General features: G+C 60.3%; 21 protein-coding genes and 1 pseudogene. 15 read left to right on the plus strand and 7 right to left on the minus strand.

Annotation, left to right across the window (positions count from 1 at the left end; translation table 11 throughout):
- Window positions 1-86: 86 nt before the first annotated feature.
- The 13 genes from ACOYXE_RS26310 to ACOYXE_RS26370 all read left to right on the plus strand — a co-directional run bounded on the left by ACOYXE_RS26310 (window position 87) and on the right by ACOYXE_RS26370 (window position 12,668).
- Window positions 87-1,358, plus strand: a complete 1,272-nt coding sequence (locus ACOYXE_RS26310; protein WP_460926853.1) for a glutamate-5-semialdehyde dehydrogenase — start codon at window positions 87-89, stop codon at window positions 1,356-1,358.
- Window positions 1,327-2,049: a nicotinate-nucleotide adenylyltransferase gene (nadD, locus tag ACOYXE_RS26315; RefSeq protein ID WP_460926854.1), complete on the plus strand. Its 723-nt coding sequence runs from the start codon at window positions 1,327-1,329 to the stop codon at window positions 2,047-2,049. Before ACOYXE_RS26310 ends, nadD begins: the two co-directional genes overlap by 32 nt.
- 72 nt (window positions 2,050-2,121) lie before the next feature.
- The gene (gene rsfS / locus ACOYXE_RS26320; RefSeq protein WP_160059545.1) at window positions 2,122-2,616 is read left to right on the plus strand and encodes a ribosome silencing factor; all 495 of its coding nucleotides are present in this window, start codon (window positions 2,122-2,124) and stop codon (window positions 2,614-2,616) included.
- Window positions 2,617-2,625: 9 nt separating this feature from the next.
- On the plus strand, window positions 2,626-3,093 hold the full coding sequence (rlmH, locus tag ACOYXE_RS26325) for a 23S rRNA (pseudouridine(1915)-N(3))-methyltransferase RlmH (protein ID WP_160059544.1): 468 nt from the start codon (window positions 2,626-2,628) through the stop codon (window positions 3,091-3,093).
- A 10-nt stretch (window positions 3,094-3,103) separates the two neighbouring features.
- Complete coding sequence (gene mrdA / locus ACOYXE_RS26330; protein WP_077574667.1) at window positions 3,104-4,999, plus strand: penicillin-binding protein 2; 1,896 nt, start codon at window positions 3,104-3,106, stop codon at window positions 4,997-4,999.
- A gap of 31 nt (window positions 5,000-5,030) precedes the next feature.
- Complete coding sequence (rodA, locus tag ACOYXE_RS26335; protein WP_049802149.1) at window positions 5,031-6,134, plus strand: rod shape-determining protein RodA; 1,104 nt, start codon at window positions 5,031-5,033, stop codon at window positions 6,132-6,134.
- Between the two features lie 17 nt (window positions 6,135-6,151).
- Window positions 6,152-7,162 carry a lytic murein transglycosylase B gene (gene mltB, locus ACOYXE_RS26340; protein ID WP_460926855.1) on the plus strand — a complete coding sequence of 337 codons (1,011 nt, stop codon included), beginning with the start codon at window positions 6,152-6,154 and terminating at the stop codon, window positions 7,160-7,162.
- Window positions 7,162-8,172: a septal ring lytic transglycosylase RlpA family protein gene (locus tag ACOYXE_RS26345; protein WP_007909599.1), complete on the plus strand. Its 1,011-nt coding sequence runs from the start codon at window positions 7,162-7,164 to the stop codon at window positions 8,170-8,172. The genes mltB and ACOYXE_RS26345 overlap by 1 nt, the downstream gene beginning before the upstream one ends.
- Before the next feature lie 185 nt (window positions 8,173-8,357).
- Window positions 8,358-9,515, plus strand: a complete 1,158-nt coding sequence (locus ACOYXE_RS26350; RefSeq protein WP_038361911.1) for a D-alanyl-D-alanine carboxypeptidase family protein — start codon at window positions 8,358-8,360, stop codon at window positions 9,513-9,515.
- 85 nt (window positions 9,516-9,600) lie between these two features.
- Window positions 9,601-9,876 (plus strand): DUF493 domain-containing protein, encoded by a 276-nt coding sequence (locus tag ACOYXE_RS26355; protein ID WP_039761816.1) that lies wholly within the window; start codon window positions 9,601-9,603, stop codon window positions 9,874-9,876.
- Window positions 9,876-10,523, plus strand: coding sequence for a lipoyl(octanoyl) transferase LipB (gene lipB / locus ACOYXE_RS26360; RefSeq protein ID WP_008087909.1), 648 nt, complete (start codon window positions 9,876-9,878; stop codon window positions 10,521-10,523). Before ACOYXE_RS26355 ends, lipB begins: the two co-directional genes overlap by 1 nt.
- Before the next feature lie 25 nt (window positions 10,524-10,548).
- On the plus strand, window positions 10,549-11,547 hold the full coding sequence (gene lipA, locus ACOYXE_RS26365) for a lipoyl synthase (protein ID WP_161986515.1): 999 nt from the start codon (window positions 10,549-10,551) through the stop codon (window positions 11,545-11,547).
- 173 nt (window positions 11,548-11,720) lie between these two features.
- Window positions 11,721-12,668, plus strand: coding sequence for a S66 peptidase family protein (locus ACOYXE_RS26370; RefSeq protein ID WP_460926856.1), 948 nt, complete (start codon window positions 11,721-11,723; stop codon window positions 12,666-12,668).
- Window positions 12,669-12,755: 87 nt separating this feature from the next.
- Here the strand turns inward: ACOYXE_RS26370 and ACOYXE_RS26375 are convergent.
- The 5 genes and pseudogenes from ACOYXE_RS26375 to leuS form a co-directional block, all read right to left on the minus strand.
- A pseudogene (locus ACOYXE_RS26375) lies at window positions 12,756-14,080 on the minus strand (lytic murein transglycosylase).
- 60 nt (window positions 14,081-14,140) lie between these two features.
- Window positions 14,141-14,305 carry an alternative ribosome rescue factor ArfA gene (gene arfA / locus ACOYXE_RS26380; RefSeq protein WP_016986126.1) on the minus strand — a complete coding sequence of 55 codons (165 nt, stop codon included), beginning with the start codon at window positions 14,303-14,305 and terminating at the stop codon, window positions 14,141-14,143.
- A gap of 183 nt (window positions 14,306-14,488) precedes the next feature.
- Entirely contained in the window at window positions 14,489-15,526 is a 1,038-nt protein-coding gene (gene holA, locus ACOYXE_RS26385) for a DNA polymerase III subunit delta (protein WP_460926857.1), read from the minus strand.
- A 39-nt stretch (window positions 15,527-15,565) separates the two neighbouring features.
- A complete protein-coding gene (locus tag ACOYXE_RS26390; protein ID WP_007909616.1) occupies window positions 15,566-16,171 on the minus strand; it encodes an LPS-assembly lipoprotein LptE in 606 nt (201 codons plus the stop codon).
- A gap of 87 nt (window positions 16,172-16,258) precedes the next feature.
- A complete protein-coding gene (gene leuS / locus ACOYXE_RS26395; protein ID WP_460926858.1) occupies window positions 16,259-18,865 on the minus strand; it encodes a leucine--tRNA ligase in 2,607 nt (868 codons plus the stop codon).
- A gap of 254 nt (window positions 18,866-19,119) precedes the next feature.
- Between leuS and ACOYXE_RS26400 the strand changes: the two genes are divergently transcribed.
- Both ACOYXE_RS26400 and ACOYXE_RS26405 read left to right on the plus strand, forming a co-directional pair.
- Window positions 19,120-19,443, plus strand: a complete 324-nt coding sequence (locus ACOYXE_RS26400; RefSeq protein ID WP_460926859.1) for a hypothetical protein — start codon at window positions 19,120-19,122, stop codon at window positions 19,441-19,443.
- A 104-nt stretch (window positions 19,444-19,547) separates the two neighbouring features.
- Window positions 19,548-20,309 (plus strand): YdcF family protein, encoded by a 762-nt coding sequence (locus ACOYXE_RS26405; protein ID WP_160059536.1) that lies wholly within the window; start codon window positions 19,548-19,550, stop codon window positions 20,307-20,309.
- 87 nt (window positions 20,310-20,396) lie between these two features.
- Here the strand turns inward: ACOYXE_RS26405 and lnt are convergent, their stop codons facing one another.
- Window positions 20,397-21,920: an apolipoprotein N-acyltransferase gene (gene lnt, locus ACOYXE_RS26410; protein WP_160059535.1), complete on the minus strand. Its 1,524-nt coding sequence runs from the start codon at window positions 21,918-21,920 to the stop codon at window positions 20,397-20,399.
- Window positions 21,921-21,937: 17 nt separating this feature from the next.
- Window positions 21,938-22,777: an HlyC/CorC family transporter gene (locus ACOYXE_RS26415; protein ID WP_007909641.1), complete on the minus strand. Its 840-nt coding sequence runs from the start codon at window positions 22,775-22,777 to the stop codon at window positions 21,938-21,940.
- Between the last annotated feature and the right edge of the window lies 1 nt (window position 22,778).

The raw sequence follows: 22,778 nt of genomic DNA on the forward strand, positions 1-22,778 counted from the left end.
TGACCATCCGCCCGTCACCGCTGTTAGTCCCGGGACGCGACAGCTATAATCTGCCGCTTTCCTCTTTGCCAAGACCCCAGCAGACCATGACTGAGTCCGTTCTTGACTACATGACCCGATTGGGTCGCGCCGCCCGCGAAGCCTCCCGCGTCATCGGCCGTGCCAGCACCGCGCAGAAAAACCGCGCCCTGCAGGCCGCTGCCAATGCCTTGGACGCCGCGCGTGCCGAGCTTGCTGCAGCCAATGAACAGGATCTGGCTGCCGGTCGCGCCAATGGTCTGGAGCCGGCACTGCTGGAGCGTCTGGAGCTGACCCCGGCGCGCATCGACGGCATGATCGTCGGTTTGCGTCAGGTCGCGGCACTGCCGGACCCGGTCGGTGCGATCCGTGACATGAGCTTCCGTCCGTCGGGGATTCAGGTCGGCAAGATGCGCGTGCCGCTGGGCGTGATCGGGATCATCTATGAATCCCGTCCCAACGTGACCATCGATGCTGCGAGTCTGTGCCTGAAGTCCGGCAACGCGACCATCCTGCGCGGTGGCTCCGAAGCGATTCACTCCAACCGGGCAATTGCCGCGTGCATCCAACGCGGTCTGGCCGAGGCCGAGTTGCCCGGCGCCGTGGTGCAAGTGGTCGAAACCACCGACCGTGCCGCCGTTGGCGCGATGATCACCATGCCCGAGTATGTCGATGTCATCGTGCCGCGCGGTGGCCGTGGCCTGATCGAACGTATCAGCCGTGATGCCCGGGTGCCAGTGATCAAGCATCTGGACGGCATCTGTCACGTTTACGTCAGTGCCCACGCCGATCTGGCGAAAGCCCAGCGCATCGCTTTCAATGCCAAGACTTATCGTTATGGCATCTGCGGTGCGATGGAGACGTTGCTGGTCGATCACACGGTTGCGCAAGATTTCCTGCCGTCGATGGCGGCGCAGTTCCGCGAAAAAGGCGTCGAACTGCGCGGCTGCGAGCGCACCCGGGCGATCATCGACGCCGTTGCCGCCAGCGAAGACGACTGGAGCACCGAATATCTGGCGCCGATCCTGTCGATCCGTGTGGTCGACGGTCTGGATCAAGCCATCGAACACATCAACCATTACGGCTCCCATCACACCGACTCGATCGTCAGCGAAAACCTCGCCGACACCCGGCGCTTTGTGGCGGAAGTCGACTCGGCGTCGGTGATGATCAACACCCCGACCTGCTTCGCCGATGGATTTGAATACGGATTGGGTGCCGAGATCGGCATTTCTACTGATAAGCTGCACGCCCGCGGCCCGGTAGGGCTCGAAGGACTGACCTGCGAGAAGTACATCGTGGTCGGTGATGGCCAGTTGCGCGGCCAGGCGACGGTCTGACTTGACCGACCTCGACCTGACCAAGGCGCCCGCCGGCAGCGACGTTCGACCTCAACGCATTGGCGTTCTGGGTGGTACGTTCGATCCGGTGCACATCGGCCATTTGCGCGGTGGGCTGGAAGTCGCCGAAGCGCTGGCGCTCGACGAGTTGCGTCTGATGCCGAACGCGCGGCCGCCACATCGCGGTACACCGCAGGTGTCGGCGCAGGATCGGCTGGCGATGGTCGAGTGTGCGGTGGCCGGAATGCCGCCACTGGTGGTGGACGCCCGCGAATTGCAGCGGGACAAGCCGTCCTGGACCATTGATACCCTGGAGTCGATGCGCGCTGAAATGCCCGCCGAGACCCAGGTTTTTCTGCTTTTGGGCTGGGACGCATTTTGCGGCCTGCCCACTTGGCACCGCTGGGAAGAGTTGCTCCAGCATTGCCACATCCTGGTGCTACAGCGCCCGGACGCCGACAGCGAACCGCCGGATGCCTTGCGCAACCTGCTGGCAGCGCGCTCGGTGAGCGACCCGCTGGCCCTGAAGGGGCCGAGCGGACAGATTGCATTCGTCTGGCAGACACCGCTCGCGGTTTCCGCCACCCAGATCCGTCAACTGCTGGCCAGCGGTAAGTCGGTACGTTTCCTGGTGCCCGACGCGGTCCTGGTCTACATCGATGCGCACGGTCTGTACCGTGCGTCGAACTGAACAAGGCGTGCTTCACTGATACGAATCCACGTGTCGCCAAGCCGCCGAATATACGAGCAAAACGAGTTTTATATGACTAACAAAGACGTAAGCAAAGTTAAGCGCAAAGGCACGTTCAAGAGCGCCCCGCTGCCAGAACCGGTCAACACCAATGAGCCGCTGAAGGGCGACGAGCTGGTCAAGCTGGCTGTAGCTGCGCTGGAAGACGTCAAGGCACAAGATATCCAGATCATTGATGTTCGCGACAAGCAGAGCATCACTGACTACATGATCATCGCCACCGGTACGTCCAACCGCCAGATCAACGCGATGCTCGACAAGGTTCGCGAAGAAGTCAAAAAGCAGGGCGCCAAGCCGCTGGGCGAAGAAGGCAAGGGCGACAGCGATTGGGTGCTGCTCGACCTTGACCTGGTGATCGTGCACATGATGACCGCCTCGGCACGTCAGTTCTACGATCTGGAGCGCCTGTGGGCCGGTGCCGAGCAGAGCCGTGCGGCCGACGCCAAGCACCACAGCCCGGAAAACACCCACGAGCATTTCACCAAGCTCAACAAAGACCAGCTGTAAGGGATTGCTGTGCGACTGCGCCTGATCGCCGTCGGTTCACGCATGCCCAAATGGGTGGAAGAAGGCTGGCATGAATATGCCAAGCGTCTTCCGTCCGAGCTGGCGCTGGAACTGGTGGAAATACCGCTCAATACCCGTGGCAAGAATGCCGACGTGGCCCGTTTCATCCGCCAGGAAGGCGAAGCCATGTTGGCCAAGGTCGGGCCGAACGAGCGGATCGTCACGCTGGAAGTCCACGGCAAACCCTGGAGCACCGAGAAGCTGGCGGTCGAACTCGACCGTTGGCGGCTGGATTCGCGCACGGTCAATTTCATGGTCGGTGGCCCGGAAGGGCTGGCGCCGGAAGTCTGTGCCCGTGCCGACCAGCGCTGGTCGTTGTCGCCGCTGACGTTGCCGCACCCGCTGGTGCGGATCCTGATCGGCGAACAGTTGTATCGTGCCTGGACCGTGTTGTCCGGTCACCCTTACCACAAGTAATCCAGCCCTCATGTCTCAGCCGATCCGCATCAAGGACCACGAAAAGGACGCACGCCTGGTGCGTAGCCGCGTCGTGTTCGGGGCCATTGCGATCATGCTGTTGATCGGTGTGCTGATCGCGCGGCTGTATTACTTGCAGGTGATCCAGTACGAGTACCACTCGACGCTCTCGGAAAACAACCGCGTTCACGTGCAGCCGATTCCGCCGACGCGCGGGCTGATTTTCGACCGTAATGGCGTGGTGGTGGCGGACAACCGTCCGAGCTTCAGCCTGAGCATGACCCGCGAGCGCTCCGGCGACTGGCAGCAAGTGCTCGACGTCATCGTCGAAGTGCTGGAGCTGACGCCCGAGGACCGGGTGATTTTCGAGAAGCGCATGCGTCAGGGGCGCCGGCCATTCGAGCCGGTGCCGATCCTGTTCGAGCTGAGCGAAGAGCAGATCGCCCGCATCGCGGTCAACCAGTTCCGCCTGCCGGGCGTGGAAGTGGTCGCGCAGCTGGTTCGTCACTATCCGCAGGGCGCGCATTTTGCGCACTCGGTCGGTTACATGGGGCGGATCAACGAGAAAGAGCTGAAGAGCCTCGATCCGGTCAACTACAGCGGCACCCACCACATCGGCAAAACCGGCATCGAGCGTTTCTACGAGCCGGAATTGCACGGTCAGGTCGGTTACGAAGAAGTCGAGACCAACGCCCGTGGCCGTGTGTTGCGCGTGCTCAAGCGTACCGATCCGATTCCCGGCAAGGACATTGTACTGAGCCTGGACATCAAACTGCAGGAAGCGGCCGAGGCTGCCCTCGGCGGGCGTCGTGGTGCGGTGGTTGCGCTGGACCCGAAGACCGGCGAAGTGCTGGCGATGGTCAGCCAGCCGAGTTTCGACCCGAACCTGTTCGTCACCGGGATCAGCTTCAAGGCGTATGCCGAATTGCGTGATTCCATCGACCGGCCATTGTTCAACCGTGTACTGCGCGGTCTGTACCCGCCAGGCTCGACGATCAAACCGGCGGTGGCAATTGCCGGTCTCGATTCCGGCGTGGTCACGGCATCCAGCCGGGTGTTCGACCCGGGCTACTACATGCTGCCCAACTACGATCACAAATACCGTAACTGGAACCGCACCGGTGACGGCTTCGTCGACCTCGACACGGCGATCATGCGGTCCAACGACACCTACTTCTATGACCTGGCGCACAAGCTCGGCATCGATCGGTTGTCCACCTACATGAACAAGTTCGGCATCGGCCAGAAGGTCTCGCTGGACATGTTCGAAGAATCCCCCGGCCTGATGCCGTCCCGCGAATGGAAACGGGCGACGCGTAAACAGGCGTGGTTCCCGGGTGAAACCCTGATCCTCGGGATCGGCCAGGGCTACATGCAATCAACTCCGCTGCAACTGGCTCAGGCCACGGCGCTGGTCGCCAACAAAGGCATCTGGAATCGTCCGCACCTGGCCAAATCCCTCGAAGGGGTGAAACCGGTTGACGAGAATCCGATGCCGGACATTGTCCTGCGCGATCCGTCCGACTGGAACAAGGTCAACCACGGCATGCAGCAGGTGATGCACGGCGCTCGAGGTACTGCGCGCAAAGCGGCGATCGGCGCGCAATATCGCATCGCCGGCAAGTCCGGCACGGCGCAGGTCGTGGCGATCAAGCAAGGCGAGAAATACGACCGCTCCAAGGTTCAGGAGCGCCACCGCGACCACGCCTTGTTCGTAGGTTTTGCCCCGGCTGATGACCCGAAAATCGTCGTATCGGTGATGGTCGAGAACGGTGAGTCCGGCTCCGGCGTCGCGGCGCCAGTGGTGCGTCAGGTCATGGACGCCTGGCTGCTCGATCAGGACGGACGTTTGAAGGCCGAATACGCCAGCCCAATCAGTGCGGAGGCTACGGCCCGTGATGAATAACTTTGATCGCATGCTCTCCAGTGAGGATGTGATGCGTCGCCGCGCGACGTTGCTGCAAAGACTGCATATCGATGGTCCCTTGTTGATCCTGCTGCTGATCCTCGCCGCCGGCAGTCTGTTTGTGCTGTATTCCGCCAGCGGCAAAAGCTGGGACCTGCTGGCCAAACAGGCCACTTCGTTCGGTATCGGTCTGGTCTCGATGATCATCATCGCCCAGTTCGAGCCGCGTTTCATGGCGCGTTGGGTGCCGCTCGGCTATGTGATCGGCGTGGTGCTGCTGTTGGTGGTGGACATCATGGGCCACAACGCCATGGGTGCGACGCGCTGGATCAACATCCCCGGGGTAATCCGCTTTCAGCCCTCGGAGTTCATGAAGATCCTGATGCCGGCGACCATCGCCTGGTATCTGTCCAAGCGCACGTTGCCGCCGCAACTCAAGCATGTCGGCATCAGCCTGATGCTGATCGGCGTGCCGTTCGCGCTGATCGTGCGCCAGCCCGATCTGGGCACTTCGCTGCTGATTCTGGCGGGCGGTGCATTCGTCTTGTTCATGGGCGGGCTGCGCTGGCGCTGGATTCTCAGCGTGCTGGCCGCCGCGATTCCGGTGTCGGTGGCGATGTGGTTTTTCATCATGCACGACTACCAGAAGCAGCGAATCCTGACCTTCCTCGACCCGGAAAGCGATCCGCTCGGTACCGGCTGGAACATCATTCAGTCGAAAGCCGCGATCGGTTCCGGCGGCGTGTTCGGCAAGGGCTGGCTGCTCGGCACCCAGTCACACCTGGACTTCCTGCCGGAAAGCCATACCGACTTCATCATCGCTGTACTCGGCGAAGAATTCGGTCTGGTGGGCATCTGCGCGCTGCTGCTGATCTATCTATTGTTGATTGGCCGGGGGCTGGTGATCACCGCTCAGGCGCAAACGCTATTCGGCAAATTGCTCGCCGGTGCGTTGACCATGACGTTTTTTGTTTACGTTTTCGTCAACATCGGTATGGTCAGTGGCCTGTTGCCGGTCGTAGGGGTGCCGTTGCCGTTCATTAGCTACGGCGGAACTTCGCTGGTGACGCTGCTGTCAGCGTTTGGGGTTTTGATGTCGATCCATACCCATCGCAAGTGGATCGCACAGGTTTGAATAAGGTGAAGAGTGCAATGCAAGTAATGCGTGGCTGGGCGACTCGATGCGCGCCAGTGGTAGGCCTGATGGGCCTCCTTGGCGGTGTGCAGGAAGCGCTGGCCGGCGAATACGAAGGCTCGCCTCAGGTGGCCGAGTTCGTCGGTGAAATGACCCGCGACTACGGTTTCGCCGGTGAGCAATTGATGGCGGTGTTCCGCGAGGCTCAGCGCAAACAGGCGATTCTCGATGCCATTTCCAGACCTGCAGAGCGCGTCAAGCAGTGGAAAGAATACCGTCCGATGTTCATCACCGACGCGCGTATCGCCCGTGGTGTGGATTTCTGGCGTCAGCACGAGGCGACACTGGCCCGTGCCGAGCAGGAATACGGCGTACCGGCACAAGTCATCGTGTCGATCATCGGTGTTGAAACCTTTTTCGGACGTAATACCGGTAATTACCGGGTGATCGATGCCTTGTCGACGCTCGGTTTCGACTATCCTCCCCGTGCCGAATTTTTCCGCAAGGAACTGCGTGAGTTCCTGCTGCTGGCGCGCGAAGAACAGGTCGACCCGCTGACCCTCAAAGGCTCGTACGCCGGGGCGATGGGCCTGCCGCAGTTCATGCCGAGCAGCTTTCGCGCGTATGCGGTGGATTTCGACGGTGATGGCCACATCAATATCTGGAACAACCCGGATGATGCGATTGGCAGCGTAGCGAGCTATTTCAAGCGGCACGGCTGGGTCGCGGGTGAACCTGTGGTCAGTCGCGCCGATGTCCGTGGCGAGCAGGTCGATGAAGGCCTGACCACCGGCATCGAACCGACGAAAACGGTTGGAGAGTTGCGGGCGCTGGGCTGGTCAAGTCATGATGCGCTGCGCGATGATATGCCGGTTACTGCATTTCGCCTCGAAGGCGAGAACGGCCCTGAATACTGGATGGGCCTGAAGAATTTCTACGCGATCACGCGTTATAACCGCAGCGTGATGTACGCCATGGCCGTACATCAACTGTCTGAACAGCTGGTACAAGCACGGGGCGTCAAGTAATGCGGGCATTGCCTAACAATAAACCCCTGAAGCTGGTGGCATTCGCTGCGTTGGCGGTATTGGTCGCCAGCTGCACGACCAGCCGTTCCCCGACGCCGAAAACCTCCAATACCGCCGTGCGGGCGCAGCCTGGCCTGGACATCAATCGCGCGCACAAAGACGGCGCGCCTTGGTGGGACGTCGATGTGTCGCGCATCCCGGATGCCACGCCAACCCTGCACACCGGCCCGTACAAGGCCAACCCGTACACTGTACTGGGCAAGACCTACTTCCCGTTGCAGGAATCCAAGACCTATGTCGCTTCCGGCACGGCGTCCTGGTACGGCACCAAGTTTCACGGTCAGAACACCGCCAATGGCGAGGTTTACGACCTGTACGGCATGAGTGCCGCACACAAGACATTGCCACTGCCAAGTTACGTTCGGGTAACCAACCTGGACAACAACCGCACAGTGATCCTGCGCGTCAACGACCGTGGGCCGTTCTATTCCGATCGCATCATCGACTTGTCCTACGCCGCCGCGAAAAAACTCGGTTACGCCGAAACCGGCACCGCGCGCGTCAAGGTTGAAGGCATCGATCCGCAGCAATACTGGGCAGCCAAGGGCCGTCCGGCACCGTTGATGCTCAACGAGCCGCAGGTCGCGCAGAACAGCGCTCCGGTGATCACGGCGTCGGCCGGCACCGTCGAGCAATGGACGCCACCGCCGCAGCAACATGCCTCCGACACCGTCCCTGTGCCGATGAGTGCAAAAAAAAACGCTTCTGCAACAGCAACTGGCCAGTATCTGCAGGTGGGCGCGTTCGCCAACCCGGACGCTGCAGAACTCCTGAGGTCGAAGCTCAGCGGGATGGTGAGCGCTCCGGTGTTCATCAGCTCGATCGTGCGCAATCAGCAGACCCTGCACCGGGTTCGCCTGGGGCCGATCGGCTCGCCGGGTGAAATTGCCCAAGTGCAGAACAGCGTGCGCCTGGCCAACCTTGGTTCGCCAAGTGTGGTTACCGAGTAATACGTAGAACTTGATTGACGATTCGCCAGCGATTGGGGGGCGAATCAGGTTGTTGGCTCGTCGAAGAACAAAAGCCCGGCAAGGGTGACTGGAGTGAGCAACTGAACACGCGATGGCTCGTTAGAAAGTCATCTGATTAAATTTTGTCCGCAAGGACAGTTTCCATTAGCGATTTCGAGAGACGGATGAACATCACCACCTTTGCCAAACGCCTGTGTCTGCTAGTCCCGCTGCTCCTCTCGCCAGCCGCCTTCGCGGCCGAGATGATGCCGTCGCCACCGCAACTGGCCGCCAAAGCCTACGTTCTGATGGATGCCAGCAGCGGCAACGTGCTGGTCGAGAACAATGGCGACCAGCGTCTGCCACCGGCCAGCCTGACCAAGCTGATGACCGCGTACATCGCGACCCTGGAAATCCGTCGTGGCCAGATCGGTGAAAACGATCCGGTGACCGTCAGCGAAAACGCCTGGCGTACCGGCGGTTCGCGGATGTTCATCAAAGTCGGCTCGCAGGTGACTGTCAGCGACCTGCTGCACGGCATCATTATCCAGTCCGGCAACGACGCCAGCGTGGCGCTGTCCGAGCACATCGCCGGCAGCGAAGATGCATTTGCCGACCTGATGAACAAGACTGTGACTGATCTGGGCATGACTAATTCCCACTTCATGAACCCGACCGGTCTGCCAAACCCTGAGCACTACTCGTCGGCTCACGACATGGCGATCCTGGCCCGTGCGATCATCCATGAAGATCCGGCTCACTACGCGATCTACTCGCAGAAAGAGTTCTTCTGGAACGGCATCAAGCAGCCTAACCGCAACCTGCTGCTGTGGCGCGACAAGACCGTTGACGGTCTGAAAACCGGTCACACCGACGAAGCCGGCTACTGCATGGTGTCCTCGGCGGTACGTGACGGCCAGCGCCTGATCGCGGTGGTGTTCGGCACCAACAGCGAAGTGGCTCGCGCCGCTGAAACCCAGAAGCTGCTGACCTACGGCTTCCGCTTCTTCGAAACCCAGACCTTCTATCAGAAGGGCACCGAACTGGCTCAGGCCCCGGTGTGGAAAGGCACCACCAATCAAGTCAAGGCCGGCCTGGCTGAAGACCTGACCATGACCCTGCCAAAAGGCCAGCTGAAGAAGCTTGCTGCGAGCATGACCATGAACCCGCAACTGACCGCGCCAATCGCCAAGGGCGACGTGATCGGTAAAGTCGAAGTCAAACTGGAAGACAAGGTCGTGCACAGCGCTGACCTGATCGCTCTGGATGGCGTCGAGGAGGGTGGTATCTTCCGCCGCATGTGGGATAGCATCCGTCTATTCTTCTACGGCTTGTTCAACTGATTTGTGTTGACCTGCATGGCCCCGCCCCGATCCGGTGCGGGGCCATGCGCGTTATCACGGCTTGCGCTCAAGAGGCCGTTACGCCATGACCGATACCGAAGTAAAGGCGCCAAAGATCGAATTCCCTGTCACGGATTATCCCGTTAAGGTGATCAGCGATACCGGTGTGGGCAACAAAGACAAGATCATCGACATCGTCAAAAAACATGCGACCATCAATGATGAGCGCATCGACGAGCGTCAAAGTACCAACGGCAAGTACACCACCATTCAGTTGCACATCGTCGCGACCGACCAGGATCAGCTGTACAACATCAACAGCGAACTGCGGGCGACCGGCTTCGTGCATATGGTGTTGTGATGCCGGGCACGCTGGGCTTTCGTGAGCTCGGCCAGATGGCCTACGAGCCGGTCTGGCATGCCATGCAGCGCTTCACCAACGAACGCGGCAGCGATGCCGCCGACGAAATCTGGCTCGTCGAGCACCCACCGGTGTTCACTCAGGGCCAGGCCGGCAAGGCCGAACACCTGTTGCTGCCGGGCGATATCCCGGTGGTGCAGGTCGATCGCGGCGGGCAGGTGACTTATCATGGTCCCGGCCAGTTGGTGGCCTATCTGCTGCTGGATGTGCGCAAGCTGGGTTTCGGCGTGCGTGATCTGGTCAGCCGCATGGAGCTTTGCCTGATTGAACTGCTGGCCAGCTACGGCGTAACCGCTGCAGCCAAGCCAGATGCTCCCGGCGTCTATGTCGATGGAGCGAAAATCGCTTCTCTGGGTTTGCGGATTCGCCACGGTTGTTCCTTTCATGGCCTGGCCCTGAACGTGGATATGAACCTGGAACCGTTTCGACGGATTAATCCCTGCGGCTATGCCGGGCTGGCGATGACCCAGCTGAGCGATCACGCAGGATCGATTGAATTTGCCGAGGTAAGTGCCCGGCTGCGCGCGCAGCTCGTCAAACACCTCGACTATGCTGAGCAGACGACCCTGACGGGCGGAATCGACTGATATGACTACTGATGCAGTGCAAACCATGATCCCGACGCTCGACGTGACCGAGCGCCCGGCCCCGCGTCCCAAGGTAGAAGCCGGCGTCAAGCTGCGCGGCGCCGAGAAGGTTGCACGCATCCCGGTAAAGATCATTCCGACCACCGAGCTGCCGAAAAAGCCTGACTGGATTCGCGTCCGCATCCCGGTTTCGCCGGAAGTCGACCGGATCAAGAGCCTGCTGCGCAAGCACAAGCTGCACAGCGTTTGCGAAGAAGCGTCCTGCCCGAACCTCGGCGAGTGCTTCTCCGGCGGCACCGCGACCTTCATGATCATGGGTGACATCTGCACCCGTCGCTGCCCGTTCTGCGACGTTGGCCACGGTCGTCCGAAGCCACTGGACGTCAACGAGCCGGAAAGCCTGGCCATCGCCATTGCCGACCTCAAGCTCAAGTACGTGGTGATCACTTCGGTTGACCGCGACGACCTGCGTGACGGCGGTGCCCAGCACTTTGCCGATTGCATCCGCGAAATCCGCAAACTGTCGCCGAACGTGCAGCTGGAAACTCTGGTTCCGGACTACCGTGGTCGCATGGATGTTGCCCTGGAAATCACCGCAGCCGAGCCGCCGGATGTGTTCAACCACAACCTGGAAACCGTGCCGCGCCTGTACAAGGCTGCGCGTCCGGGTTCGGATTACCAGTGGTCGCTGACCCTGCTGCAGCGCTTCAAGCAGATGATGCCGCACATTCCGACCAAATCCGGCCTGATGCTGGGGCTGGGCGAGACCGACGAGGAAGTCATCGAAGTCATGAAGCGCATGCGCGAACACGACATCGACATGCTGACCCTCGGTCAGTACCTGCAGCCTTCGCGCAGCCACTTGCCGGTGCAGCGATTCGTGCACCCGGACACTTTCGCCTGGTTCGCCGAGGAAGGTTACAAGATGGGCTTCAAGAACGTTGCGTCGGGCCCGTTGGTGCGTTCTTCGTACCACGCCGACGAGCAGGCCAAGCTGGTCAAGGCTGAGCTGCTGGGTTCCTGATCCCGCGCTGAATGAAAAAATGCCCGCCGAGGCTTTAATGCCCGGCGGGCATTTTTTTGCCCGGATTACCTTCTCTGCTGATTTTTCCTTCAATCCACGGCGTGCCTGACCCTCTTCTGTTTGCCGCCGTTCCTGACTACTGTGTGTGCATGACTTCACAGGGAGATCCAAGGATGACCGTTCGACCGACCCACACACTTTGTCCGCACAGAGCCGTGCCCGCACTGCCTTCAGAGGGACTGATCGGCGTTATTGCACCTGCCGGTCCCGGTACTCTGGACACCGACAAGGCGCTGCAATGGATGCGCGCCCGTGGCTATGGGCTGAAGGTGTTTCCCGGTGTCTATGAAAAGGATGGCTATCTGGCCGGTAGTGACGATGTACGCCTGCGTGACCTGCACGCGGCGTTCGCTGATCCCGAGGTCGATGCGATCATTTGCCTGCGCGGTGGCTACGGCACGCCGCGATTGCTCGACCGCATCGACTACGACCTGCTGAGCTGCAACGCCAAGCCCTTCGTTGGCTACAGCGATATCACCGCGCTGCACCTGGCCATCAGTCGTTATGCCGGATTTGTGACCTTTCACGGGCCACTGCTCAACGCCGATCTGTTGGGCGACAAAGAGCCGCCGACGGTGACTTCGTTCTTCGCCATGCTGCGCGGGCAATTGAAGGCGGGGAGTGTGCTGAGCCATCCGGTGGCTTATCCGTTGACTACCGTCGAACCTGGCATCGCGCACGGACGCTTGCTCGGCGGTAATCTGGCGATGATCGCTTCGACGTTGGGTACGCCTTACGAAATCGATGTCGAGGGGGTGATTCTGCTGATCGAAGACATCAACGAGCCGCTGTATCGCATCGACCGCCTGCTGACCCAGATGCGTCTGGCCGGCAAGTTGGCGAAGTTGCGTGGCGTGTTGGTCGGGGATGTTGCGGGAGTGGATATTGAAGCGCTGAACCGCTTGCTCAAGCAGACCTTCGAGCCGTTGCGGATTCCGGTGTTGTCAGGGTGGCGCAGCGGCCATTGCGATCCGAACCTGACGCTGCCGATGGGTGCGTTGGTGCGGCTGGATGCGGGGAAGCAGGAATTGATGCTTGAGCAGGATGTAGTGACCCGATAAAGCAAAAGATCGCAGCCTGTGGCAGCTCCTACATTGGAATGCGATCCCTGTAGGAGCTGCCGCAGGCTGCGATCTTTTGATCTTGCTTTATTGTCCTCGCAGGCTTTCCAGCAACTTGTGCGTCGGATACCCGTCCGCCGGCCAGCCAAACGATTGCTGGGCACTGCGAATCGCTTTACGCGTATTGGCACCAATGATCCCGTCCGCTGTACCGGCATCGTAATTGCGTGCGCTCAGCAAGGTCTGCAATTCCATACGCTCGGTGCGGCTCAGCGGCAGGTCATCTTTCGGCCAACTGCCGTTGATCAAGCCGCCACCGCTGAAACGCTCGGACAACAGGCTCACTGCCAGCGCGTACGACGACGAGTTGTTGTACTTGAGGATCGCGCGGAAGTTGTCGAGGATCAGGAACGCCGGCCCACGATAACCAGCCGGCAGCAGCAGGGCGGCAGACAGCTGTTCAGAGCCTGCTGGCACCTGACCGCCATTCGGCAGAGTCACGCCCAACAGACGCCATTCGGCGACGCTCTTGCGAATCGCGCCATCAGCCAGCGTGTAATTGAAACTGCTCGGCAATTGCACCTCAAAACCCCATGGCTGGCCACGCTGCCAGCCGGAACTTTGCAGGTAATGCGCAGTTGATGCCAGCGCATCGGCAGGGCTGCCCCAGATATCGCGGCGGCCATCGCCGTCAAAGTCCACGGCATGGGTATTGTAGGTGGTCGGAATGAACTGGGTCTGACCCATCGCGCCAGCCCACGAGCCGAGCATCTTCTCCGGCGTGATATCGCCCTGTTGCAGGATCTGCAGGGCGGCGATCAATTGAGCGTGGGCAAAGCCCGGACGGCGGCCCTCGTAGGCGAGGGTGGCCAGCGAGTTGATCACCGACTTGCTGCCCTGGAACTGGCCGAAGTTGCTTTCCATGCCCCACACCGAGACCAGCGCCTGGCGGTCAACGCCATAACGCTGTTCGATGCTTTGCAGAATATCGGCGTACTGGCTGATCAGTGCCTGGCCCTTGCGCACGCGCAGAGGCGACAGCGCGCCGTCGAGGTATTCCCACACCGGGCGGGAGAATTCCGGCTGACTGCGGTCGGCACGAATCACACTGGCGTCGAAGCTGACATTGGCAAAGGCGCGATCGAACAGGTCGGCGCGAATCCCGGCGGCCAGTGCATCTTTGCGAAAGCCTGCCTGCCATTCGGCAAAAGTCTGGGTCGGCTGAAGATCAAGTGGGTCGGCGGACGGCACTACCGGCGGGATGATCGCTGGGGCCGTGGCGACAGGCGCGGCTTGAAGGGGTTGCGCATCGGCGGCGGTCGGTTTTTCCGCACAGGCGACAAGCAGAATGAAGCTGGAGGCAGCGATCAATTGGCGAACAGAGGCCAACGACGGGAAAGACTTAGGGGCATGCACAGTTCCAGGAAAACGAATCAGGTGCAGACCTTAACATGACCGGGGGGTACTGCGCTTTAAGCGGCCAGAAAGTAAGAAGCCTCCCAGCTGTCAGACTGGAAGGCTTCGCGGCGGTAGCTGCCTTTACCCTTGGTTGGTCGTTCCTGACGACTGCGAAACAGGGGTTGGGCGACGATGGATTTGGCCTTGTTGGGACCATGTTTCGATGGCTTTTTGCTCATGAGGACTCTCTCGAGTGAGTGGGTTTTGCGGGGGAAATAATCTGCCGATGTCGAGCGTCTGTCCAGTGCCTGTTGTGTGGGAATGTTCTGGCGCTTTCGCTAGCAGGCTCGCTCCCACATTTGGAATGCATTTCAATGTGGGAGCGAGCCTGCTCGCGAATGGCCGTTATGCGCTACAACAGGTTATTCGGCGGGGAGTGTCAGACGCTGGCCGGACATCAACAATGCCAAGCGACTCAGGCTCATCCACGGCGAACCGGCAGCCTGGCCTTTGATCTGCGCATCAATACGCTGCGCTTCGAGCAACAATTGCGCCCAGCGTTGCGCCGAATAGCGCTGCAGGGCTTTGCTCATCAGTGGTTTGCGCTTGTCCCAGACCGGCGGTTTCGCCTGACTGAAGCACTTGTCCAGCGGGGTGCCCTGGCTGTATTGCAACGAGATGTTGGCCAGCAGGCGCAACTCCCGTGCCAGCGCCCAGAGAATCACCGGCGGTTCGACACCTTCACCGCGCAAGCCTTCCAGCATGCGCAATGCGTGAGCCGGCTCGCCGTTGAGCACGGCATCAGTCAAGTCAAACACGTCGAATCGCGCACTGTCGGCTACGGCAGCCTGCACGGTTTCAACGGTGATTTGCCCACCTTCAGCCATCAGCTTGAGCTTTTCGATTTCCTGCGCGGCGGCGAGCAAGTTGCCCTCGACACGTGCAGCAATCAATTCGACCGCGTCCTGGCTGGCCGACAAACCGGCCTGCGACAGACGCTGACGAATCCAGCTCGGCAGTTGATTGGCGTCTACCGGCCAGATCTGGATGAACTGGGTTTGCTGGCCTTCGACCAACGCCTTGCCCCACTTGGTCTTCTGCGCGCTGCCATCCATCTTGGGCAGGCTGATCAGCAGCACCGTGTCTTCAGCGGGACGCGAGCAGTATTCGATGAATGCAGCAGCACCTTTGTCACCGGGTTTGCCCGAGGGCAGGCGCAGTTCCAGCAGGCGCTTTTCGGCGAACAACGACATGCTGGCGCCGGCCTGCAACAGCGTGCCCCAATCGAAATTGGCGTCGGCAGAGAAGACCTGGCGTTCGTCGAAACCTTGCTGGCGCGCAGCACTGCGGATGGCGTCGGCGGCTTCCTGACACAACAGCGGATCATCGCCGCTGATGATGTAGACGGGGCCGAGAGCACCTTGCAGGTGTTTACCGAGTTGAGCGGGAGCGAGCTTCATAAGAAATGTCGAACGGGGCGCCTGAGCGCCCCGAACGTCTTACTGCTGCGGAATTTCGAGCGGCGACTGACGCGGGGTTTCCGCTTCAGCCTTTTGCGCCGCTTGCAGTGCATCGGCTTCTGCCTTGGCGCGATCATTGGCCGCTTGCTGCAGTTGTTGCAGTTGGCCCGGCGTCAGTTGCTGCAGACGCAGCATCATGCGCTGAACCAGTTCGCGGCGGGTTTCGCGGCGGGCGTCATTGGCTTCCTGATCGGAGCCCACGAGGTTGTTACCGTCGTGAATGAACACTTTCTGCACTTCCAGCTTGTCGCTCAGCAGTTGCAGGTTTTTGTCGCCACGGATCTCGTAGTTCAGGACCGTATTGACTTGATATTCACCCGTACGGCCAGCACCGGCGTAGCTGAGGATGCGCTGGCTTTCCTGCTCGTCAGCCAGGAACAGCTTGTACGGTGCGCCGCTGTAAACCTTGACGCCGCTCGACTCCAGCACCTGACGCAGTTGCGTGACCGTTTCGCCGTAGGCGTTGCGGGCGCTCAGATCAAGTTCCTTGATTGACAGCTCGTTGGTGCCGGTGCCGCGCAGCTGGAAACCGCAGGCGCTCAACAGAACGGCGAGGCCCATCACCAGCAGATTGCGTTTGATCATTGTGTTGCTCCCCTTGAAACCACGTGGGCCGACGGTGCGGCCCGAAAGGTTTTACTTGGCGTCAGGCGAACCTGACGCCCGATCCAATTAGCTGGCGACGATATTGACCAGTTTCCCGGGCACTACGATCACTTTACGAATGGTCAGACCGTCGACGAAACGCAGTACGTTTTCGTTGGCGCGCGCTGCCGCTTCCACTTCTTCACGGGTTGCGCTGGCTGGCATGTCGATCTGGCCACGCAGCTTGCCGTTGACCTGGATAACCAGGGGCAGGCTGTCCTGCACCAAGGCACCGTCATCCACTGCTGGCCAGCCAGCGTCAATGACGGCACCGGCGTGCCCCAACTGACTCCACAGCTCGTGGCTGATGTGCGGGGTGATCGGTGCCAGCAGCAAGGTCACCGCTTCCAGACCTTCGTGAACCAGTGCGCGATCCTGTTCGGTGCTTTGCGCGGCTTTTTCCAGCACGTTCATCAGTGTCATCACTTGGGCGATGGCGGTGTTGAATTTGTGGTTCTGGCCGACATCGTGGCTGGCGTGCTTGATGGCCAGGTGGATCGAGCGGCGAACGGCTTTTTGTTCGTCGTTCAGGCTGGCGATGTCCAGTTTGCCCGGCAGACCCTGGCTGACGTGAGCTTGCGCCAGGCGCCAGACGCGCTTGAGGAAACGGTGCGAACCTTCAACGCCGGAGTCGGACCATTCGGCGCTCATGTCAGGTGGCGAGGCGAACATCATGAACAGGCGGCAGGTGTCGGCGCCGAACTGATCGATCATCGACTGTGGGTCGACGCCGTTGTTCTTCGACTTGGCCATTTTCTCGGTGCCACCGATTTCCACCGGCAGGCCGTCGGATGTCAACTTGGCGCTGATGACCTTGGCTTTGCTGTCGCGCTCGAGTTCCACGTCCGCCGGGTTGAACCAGGTGTAAGCACCGTTGGTTTCGCGACGGTAGTAAGTCTCGGCGATCACCATGCCTTGGGTCAGCAGGTTCTTGAACGGCTCGTTGGAGCTGACCAGGCCTTCGTCACGCATCAACTTGTGGAAGAAGCGCGCGTAGAGCAGGTGCAGAATCGCGTGTTCGATACCGCCGATGTACTGATCCACCGGCAACCAGTGGTCGGCTGCGGATTTTTCTACCAGGCCACCTTCAAAGTGCGGCGAGGCATAACGGGCGTAGTACCACGACGATTCGACGAAAGTGTCCATGGTGTCGGTTTCACGCTTGGCAGGCTGACCGCATTTCGGGCAGGAGCACTCGTAGAACTCCGGCATGCGCGCCAGCGGCGAACCGGCGCCGTCCGGCACCACGTCTTCCGGCAGGACCACAGGCAGTTGATCTTCCGGCACCGGCACGTCACCGCAAGCATCACAGTGGATGATCGGGATCGGGCAGCCCCAGTAGCGCTGGCGGCTGATGCCCCAGTCGCGCAGACGGAACTGAGTGCGCGAGGCGCCCAGTTCTTTCTTGATCAGGGCGACTTCCATGGCATCGAACGCGCCGGCGAAGTCGAGACCGTCGAACTCGCCGGAGTTGATCAGCGTGCCGTGCTCACCGTAGGCGTCTTGCCAAGGGGCAGGGTTGCTGTCGCCAGAGCTGGTACGCACTACCGATTTCACCGGCAGGTTGTACTTGTGGGCAAATTCGAAATCGCGCTCGTCGTGCGCCGGTACCGCCATGACAGCGCCGTCGCCGTAATGCATCAGCACGTAGTTGGCGACCCACACCGGCAGTTTTTCGCCAGTCAGTGGGTGCTCGACGAACAGGCCGGTTGGCAGGCCTTTCTTCTCTTGTGTGGCAACGTCGGCTTCAGCCACGCTGCCGCCCTTGCATTCAGCGATGAACGCTTGCAGCTCGGTGTTGTTTTTTGCGGCCAGGGTGGCCAGTGGGTGCTCGGCAGCCACGGCGACATAGGTCGCGCCCATCAGGGTGTCCGGACGGGTGGTGAAGACTTTCAGAGCGCCGGCTTCGCCGATGGAATCGACGTTGTACGGGAACTGCACTTCCATGCCGCGGGATTTGCCGATCCAGTTGCGCTGCATGGTCTTGACCTGTTCAGGCCAGCCAGTCAGCTCGTCGAGGCTCTCCAGCAGCTCATCCGCGTACGCGGTGATCTTGAAGTAGTACATCGGGATTTCGCGCTTTTCGATCAGCGCGCCGGAGCGCCAGCCGCGACCGTCGATCACCTGTTCGTTAGCGAGAACGGTCTGATCGATCGGGTCCCAGTTCACGGTGCCGTTTTTACGGTAGATCAGGCCTTTTTCGAACAGGCGAGTGAACAGCCATTGTTCCCAACGGTAGTAATCCGGCTTGCAGGTAGTCACTTCGCGCGACCAGTCGACCGCCAGACCCAGGCTGCGCAGCTGGGTTTTCATGTAGGCGATGTTTTCGTAGGTCCACTTGGCCGGGGCGACGTTGTTCTTCATCGCGGCGTTTTCCGCCGGCATGCCGAACGCGTCCCAACCCATCGGTTGCAGAACGTTTTTGCCGAGCATGCGCTGGTAGCGGGAGATCACGTCGCCGATGGTGTAGTTGCGCACGTGCCCCATGTGTAGCTTGCCGCTGGGGTAAGGGAACATCGACAGGCAGTAGTAAGTTTCCTTGCCTGGCTGTTCACTGACTTCAAAGGACTTTTGCTCGTCCCAGAACGACTGGGCGGCGGCTTCGATTTCACGGGGCTGATATTGTTCGTGCATGGCTACTTTTGTACTGGATAGGGGTGGCCTAATCCTCTTCAACGCAGGTTCCGGGGTGGCCCGGACGAGCTGGAAGTGGAATTACAGGAAGCGCCGTAGCATACATGACCGCGCTTGGCCTAGGGAAACCCTGATTACAGCTGTTTGTCCCGGCAAATCCATGGCGAGGGCCGTTGGTCGCGGCGTACAGCCGGTTTGTGCAGCGAAGCTAAGCTCTAACTGGGGAGTGAGTCTTATCTTCAATGAGGTGAGGGATGGTGGAGCAACGGCAAAAAAACGTGACGAAACCCGAGTTGTACGAGAGGTTGATCGATCGTCTGGGAATGGCCCTGGACGCTGTAAAAACCGCTGACCGGCTGCGCGACGAGCGCCCCCTGGAACTGGAATTGCGTGGCTTGAGTCCCGCCGAGTTCAAACTGGTCAAGGCCTATCTGGATCGTAGTGAACGTGAATCGCACGGATGCTTGTCACAGGCAGTGAAGCAGCTCGATGCAGCACATTCGGCCAAGGTCATCTGGCTCAAGGACAAGGCACCCGGCAGAGACGCCGTCAAGGTTCGCTCTGTGCAGGCCAAGTAAGCGCATGGCAGGTCAAGAACCGGATCTTTTTCAACAGGATCCCACCTATTGGTTGTAACGCTTTATTAACACTCTTAGGCTTCGGGCATCTCTGGAGATGCTCGATGCCCTTTCGTTATTTCATCAAACAACTTTTATTGCCGCCCGGCATTCTCTTGCTGTTGTTGCTGGTTGCATGGTGGCTGCGCCGCTCACGGCCGCGCCTGGCGGGCGTGTGTTTTGCCCTTGGCTTTGGCGGATTGTGGCTGATGAGCTTGCCGGTGGTCGTGCAATGGGGCGCGAAAGCGCTGGAGCGCGAGCCACCGCTGGCCCTTGAAGAATGGGCGACGCTGGCGCAACGGGCCGATGCGATCGTGGTGCTGGGTTCCGGACGCGAGCGCGGCGATCTGGCGTGGGGCGAGGATCAGCCGACTGGCGTGGGGCTTGAGCGTCAGCGTTATGCGGCGCGTCTGGCCAAGGCATCGGGCTTGCCGATTCTGACCACCGGTGGCTTGCATTACGGAACGCCGCCGACCGAGGCGAAGTTGATGGCGGATTCATTGCGCGATGATTTCGGTGTGACGGTGCGCTGGCAGGAAGGTGAAAGCCGTACCACGTGGGAAAACGCGAAATTCACGGCTGGTATCTTGTTGCCGCAGGGGATCAAACGTGTGGTCGTGGTCACACAGGCGTGGCATATGCCGCGCTCGGTGTGGAGTTTTCAGCAGGCGGGATTTGAAGTGGTGCCGGCGCCGGTCGGGTTTCTGGGGACCGATAATGCAAGACCGTTTGGTGGCTGGCTGCCGGAATTCAAATCGATCTGGCAGAGCGGGCAGTTGCTGAATGAAGCGGTGGGGCAGGTGGGGTATTCACTGTTTTACCGCTGAAGAGCAAAAGATCGCAGCCTGCGGCAGCTCCTACAGGGAAAAATACAGATCCCATGTAGGAGCTGCCGAAGGCTGCGATCTTTTGCTTTAGAGGGTTTTCGACATCCGGCTGGCCATCAGTGCCCAGCCAAACAGCAGCAAGCAGACAATGATCAACGGCCACGAGCGCCATTGCAGGTACGGCGTCAGGTTGTGCATCGGCACCACTTCACCGTACAAAATCCCTTGTTCGAACTGCGGAATCTGCTCGGTGATCTGCCCGAACGGGTTGATCAACCCGGTCACGCCGTTGTTGGTTGCGCGGATCATCCAGCGCCCGGCTTCCAGTGCACGCATTTGCGCCATCTGCAAATGTTGCAGCGGACCAATCGAGGTGCCGAACCATGTGTCGTTGCTGATTGTCAGCAGCAGATCACTGCGTGCCGACAAACCAGCCGCGAAGTCCGGGTACACCACTTCGTAGCAGATGAATGGCGCAATCTGATAACCCTTGGCTTGCAACAACGCCTGATCGGCCGGGCCACGGGCGAAGTCAGACATCGGCAAATCAAAGAACGCGATCAAGCCACGCAAGACGTCCTGCAACGGCACGTACTCGCCAAACGGCACCAGTTTCTGTTTCAGATAAGTACCATCGCCTTCGCCGACGACGGTGATGCCGTTGAAGAAGCGTTTTTCGTGACGAACCATTTCGCGAATCGGCACGCCGGTGATCAGCGCTGATTTACGCTCGGCGGCGAAGTTGCCCATCATGCTGAGGTAGCCCTCGGCGGACTCCTTGAGCACCGGCACAGCGGTTTCCGGCCAGATCAGCAGATCCACCGGTTTCGAACGGAAACTCAGATCGCGGTACAACGCCAACTGCGCGTTCAGCTCGGCCGGATCCCATTTCATGCTTTGCGCGACGTTGCCCTGAATCGCAGCAACGCTCAAAGGCGCGCCCGACGGACTTGTCCAGGCGTGACCCTTAAGCGTAATGCCGGCGATCCACGGCCCGACCAACAGCACCAGGCCCGCCACAATAAAAGTTTTGCGGCCGCTTTGCAGCAAGCGCGGTGCGTTGTAGATCAGTGCTGCAGTCAATGCCAACACGAACCCCACCAACCACATGCCACCGACCGGTGCAAGCCCGGCCAACGGGCCGTCGAGCTGACTGTAGCCCGAATACAGCCACGGGAAACCGGTGAGGAACCAGCCGCGAAACATTTCCTGAGCGACCCACAGTGCGGCAAACGCGAGGGCGTCGGCCAGCGGCGCTTCGTTACGGCGTAACCAGCGCGCCCATAACCAGGCGGGCAGGGCGAAGAACCAGGCAATCGCCGCTGTGAACAGCAGCATCAGGAACCCGGCCAGCAGCACCGAAGCGCCGCCGAAGTGGTGAATGCTGTAATAGATCCAACTGGTGCCGGCACCGAACAGGCCGAAACCGAAGCACCAGCCACGGCCCAGCGCCTGACGCGGGCTCAGTTCGCGCAAGCCGGCATAGAACAAGCCGACCGCCAGCAAAGCCAGCGGCCAGATGTTGAACGGTGCCAGAGCGAAGGTGGTGATTGCACCGGCCGCCACGGCCAGCAGGTTACCGGGCCAGCCGGGGCGGGTTGTCCAGCGCATTTCAGTCCTTAGATTTTTTACCGGGCGATTGGCGTCAGTCGCAGCAAATGAATCCGACGACTGTCGGCGTTCAGGATGCGGAAACGATAGGCGCCGATTTCAGTGATTTCGTTGCGTTTTGGCAAGTGTCCGAACGCGCTCATAACCAGGCCGCCGACGGTGTCGAATTCATCGTCGGAGAATTCGCTGTCGAAGAACTCGTTGAAGTTCTCGATCGGCGTCAGGGCCTTGATCAGGAAGTCGCCACTGGGCAGCGGCTTGATGTAGCTGTCTTCTTCGACGTCGTGCTCGTCTTCGATGTCGCCGACGATCTGTTCCAGCACGTCTTCGATGGTCACCAAGCCCGCCACGCCGCCGTATTCGTCGATGACGATGGCCATGTGGTTGTGGTTAGCGCGAAACTCACGCAGCAACACGTTCAGGCGCTTGGACTCCGGCACGAAGGTGGCCGGGCGCAGCAGGTCCTTGATGTTGAAGCTGTCGCCATTCTCCTTGAGGATCAGCGGCAGCAGATCCTTGGCCAGCAGCACGCCCATCACGTCGTCATGGCTTTCGCCGATGACCGGATAGCGCGAGTGGGCCGAGTCGACCACTGCGGGGAGGAATTCACGGGGTGTCTGGGTCGCCTTGATGCTGATCATCTGCGAGCGCGGCACCATGATGTCGCGTACTTGCAGGTCAGCCACCTGAATGGCGCCTTCGACAATGGCCAGCGCTTCGCTGTCCAGCAGTTTGTTCTGATGCGCATCACGCAGCAGCTCGAGGAGCTCCTGGCGGTTCTTCGGCTCGTGGGCAAAAGCCTGGGTCAGTTTACCCAGCCATGACTTCTGCCCGTTGCTCGATCGATCTTCGCTCATA

The organism is Pseudomonas sp. MC6, assembly GCF_054790575.1.

Bases quoted from the DNA above. Each gene is read 5' to 3' on its own strand.
- ACOYXE_RS26310 (WP_460926853.1), top strand. From the start codon at position 87: ATGACTGAGTCCGTTCTTGACTACATGACCCGATTGGGTCGCGCCGCC.
- nadD (WP_460926854.1), top strand. From the start codon at position 1,327: ATGGCCAGTTGCGCGGCCAGGCGACGGTCTGACTTGACCGACCTCGAC.
- rsfS (WP_160059545.1), top strand. From the start codon at position 2,122: ATGACTAACAAAGACGTAAGCAAAGTTAAGCGCAAAGGCACGTTCAAG.
- mrdA (WP_077574667.1), top strand. From the start codon at position 3,104: ATGTCTCAGCCGATCCGCATCAAGGACCACGAAAAGGACGCACGCCTG.
- rodA (WP_049802149.1), top strand. From the start codon at position 5,031: ATGCGTCGCCGCGCGACGTTGCTGCAAAGACTGCATATCGATGGTCCC.
- mltB (WP_460926855.1), top strand. From the start codon at position 6,152: ATGCAAGTAATGCGTGGCTGGGCGACTCGATGCGCGCCAGTGGTAGGC.
- ACOYXE_RS26345 (WP_007909599.1), top strand. From the start codon at position 7,162: ATGCGGGCATTGCCTAACAATAAACCCCTGAAGCTGGTGGCATTCGCT.
- ACOYXE_RS26350 (WP_038361911.1), top strand. From the start codon at position 8,358: ATGAACATCACCACCTTTGCCAAACGCCTGTGTCTGCTAGTCCCGCTG.
- ACOYXE_RS26355 (WP_039761816.1), top strand. From the start codon at position 9,601: ATGACCGATACCGAAGTAAAGGCGCCAAAGATCGAATTCCCTGTCACG.
- lipB (WP_008087909.1), top strand. From the start codon at position 9,876: ATGCCGGGCACGCTGGGCTTTCGTGAGCTCGGCCAGATGGCCTACGAG.
- lipA (WP_161986515.1), top strand. From the start codon at position 10,549: ATGATCCCGACGCTCGACGTGACCGAGCGCCCGGCCCCGCGTCCCAAG.
- ACOYXE_RS26370 (WP_460926856.1), top strand. From the start codon at position 11,721: ATGACCGTTCGACCGACCCACACACTTTGTCCGCACAGAGCCGTGCCC.
- arfA (WP_016986126.1), bottom strand. From the start codon at position 14,305: ATGAGCAAAAAGCCATCGAAACATGGTCCCAACAAGGCCAAATCCATC.
- holA (WP_460926857.1), bottom strand. From the start codon at position 15,526: ATGAAGCTCGCTCCCGCTCAACTCGGTAAACACCTGCAAGGTGCTCTC.
- ACOYXE_RS26390 (WP_007909616.1), bottom strand. From the start codon at position 16,171: ATGATCAAACGCAATCTGCTGGTGATGGGCCTCGCCGTTCTGTTGAGC.
- leuS (WP_460926858.1), bottom strand. From the start codon at position 18,865: ATGCACGAACAATATCAGCCCCGTGAAATCGAAGCCGCCGCCCAGTCG.
- ACOYXE_RS26400 (WP_460926859.1), top strand. From the start codon at position 19,120: ATGGTGGAGCAACGGCAAAAAAACGTGACGAAACCCGAGTTGTACGAG.
- ACOYXE_RS26405 (WP_160059536.1), top strand. From the start codon at position 19,548: ATGCCCTTTCGTTATTTCATCAAACAACTTTTATTGCCGCCCGGCATT.
- lnt (WP_160059535.1), bottom strand. From the start codon at position 21,920: ATGCGCTGGACAACCCGCCCCGGCTGGCCCGGTAACCTGCTGGCCGTG.
- ACOYXE_RS26415 (WP_007909641.1), bottom strand. From the start codon at position 22,777: ATGAGCGAAGATCGATCGAGCAACGGGCAGAAGTCATGGCTGGGTAAA.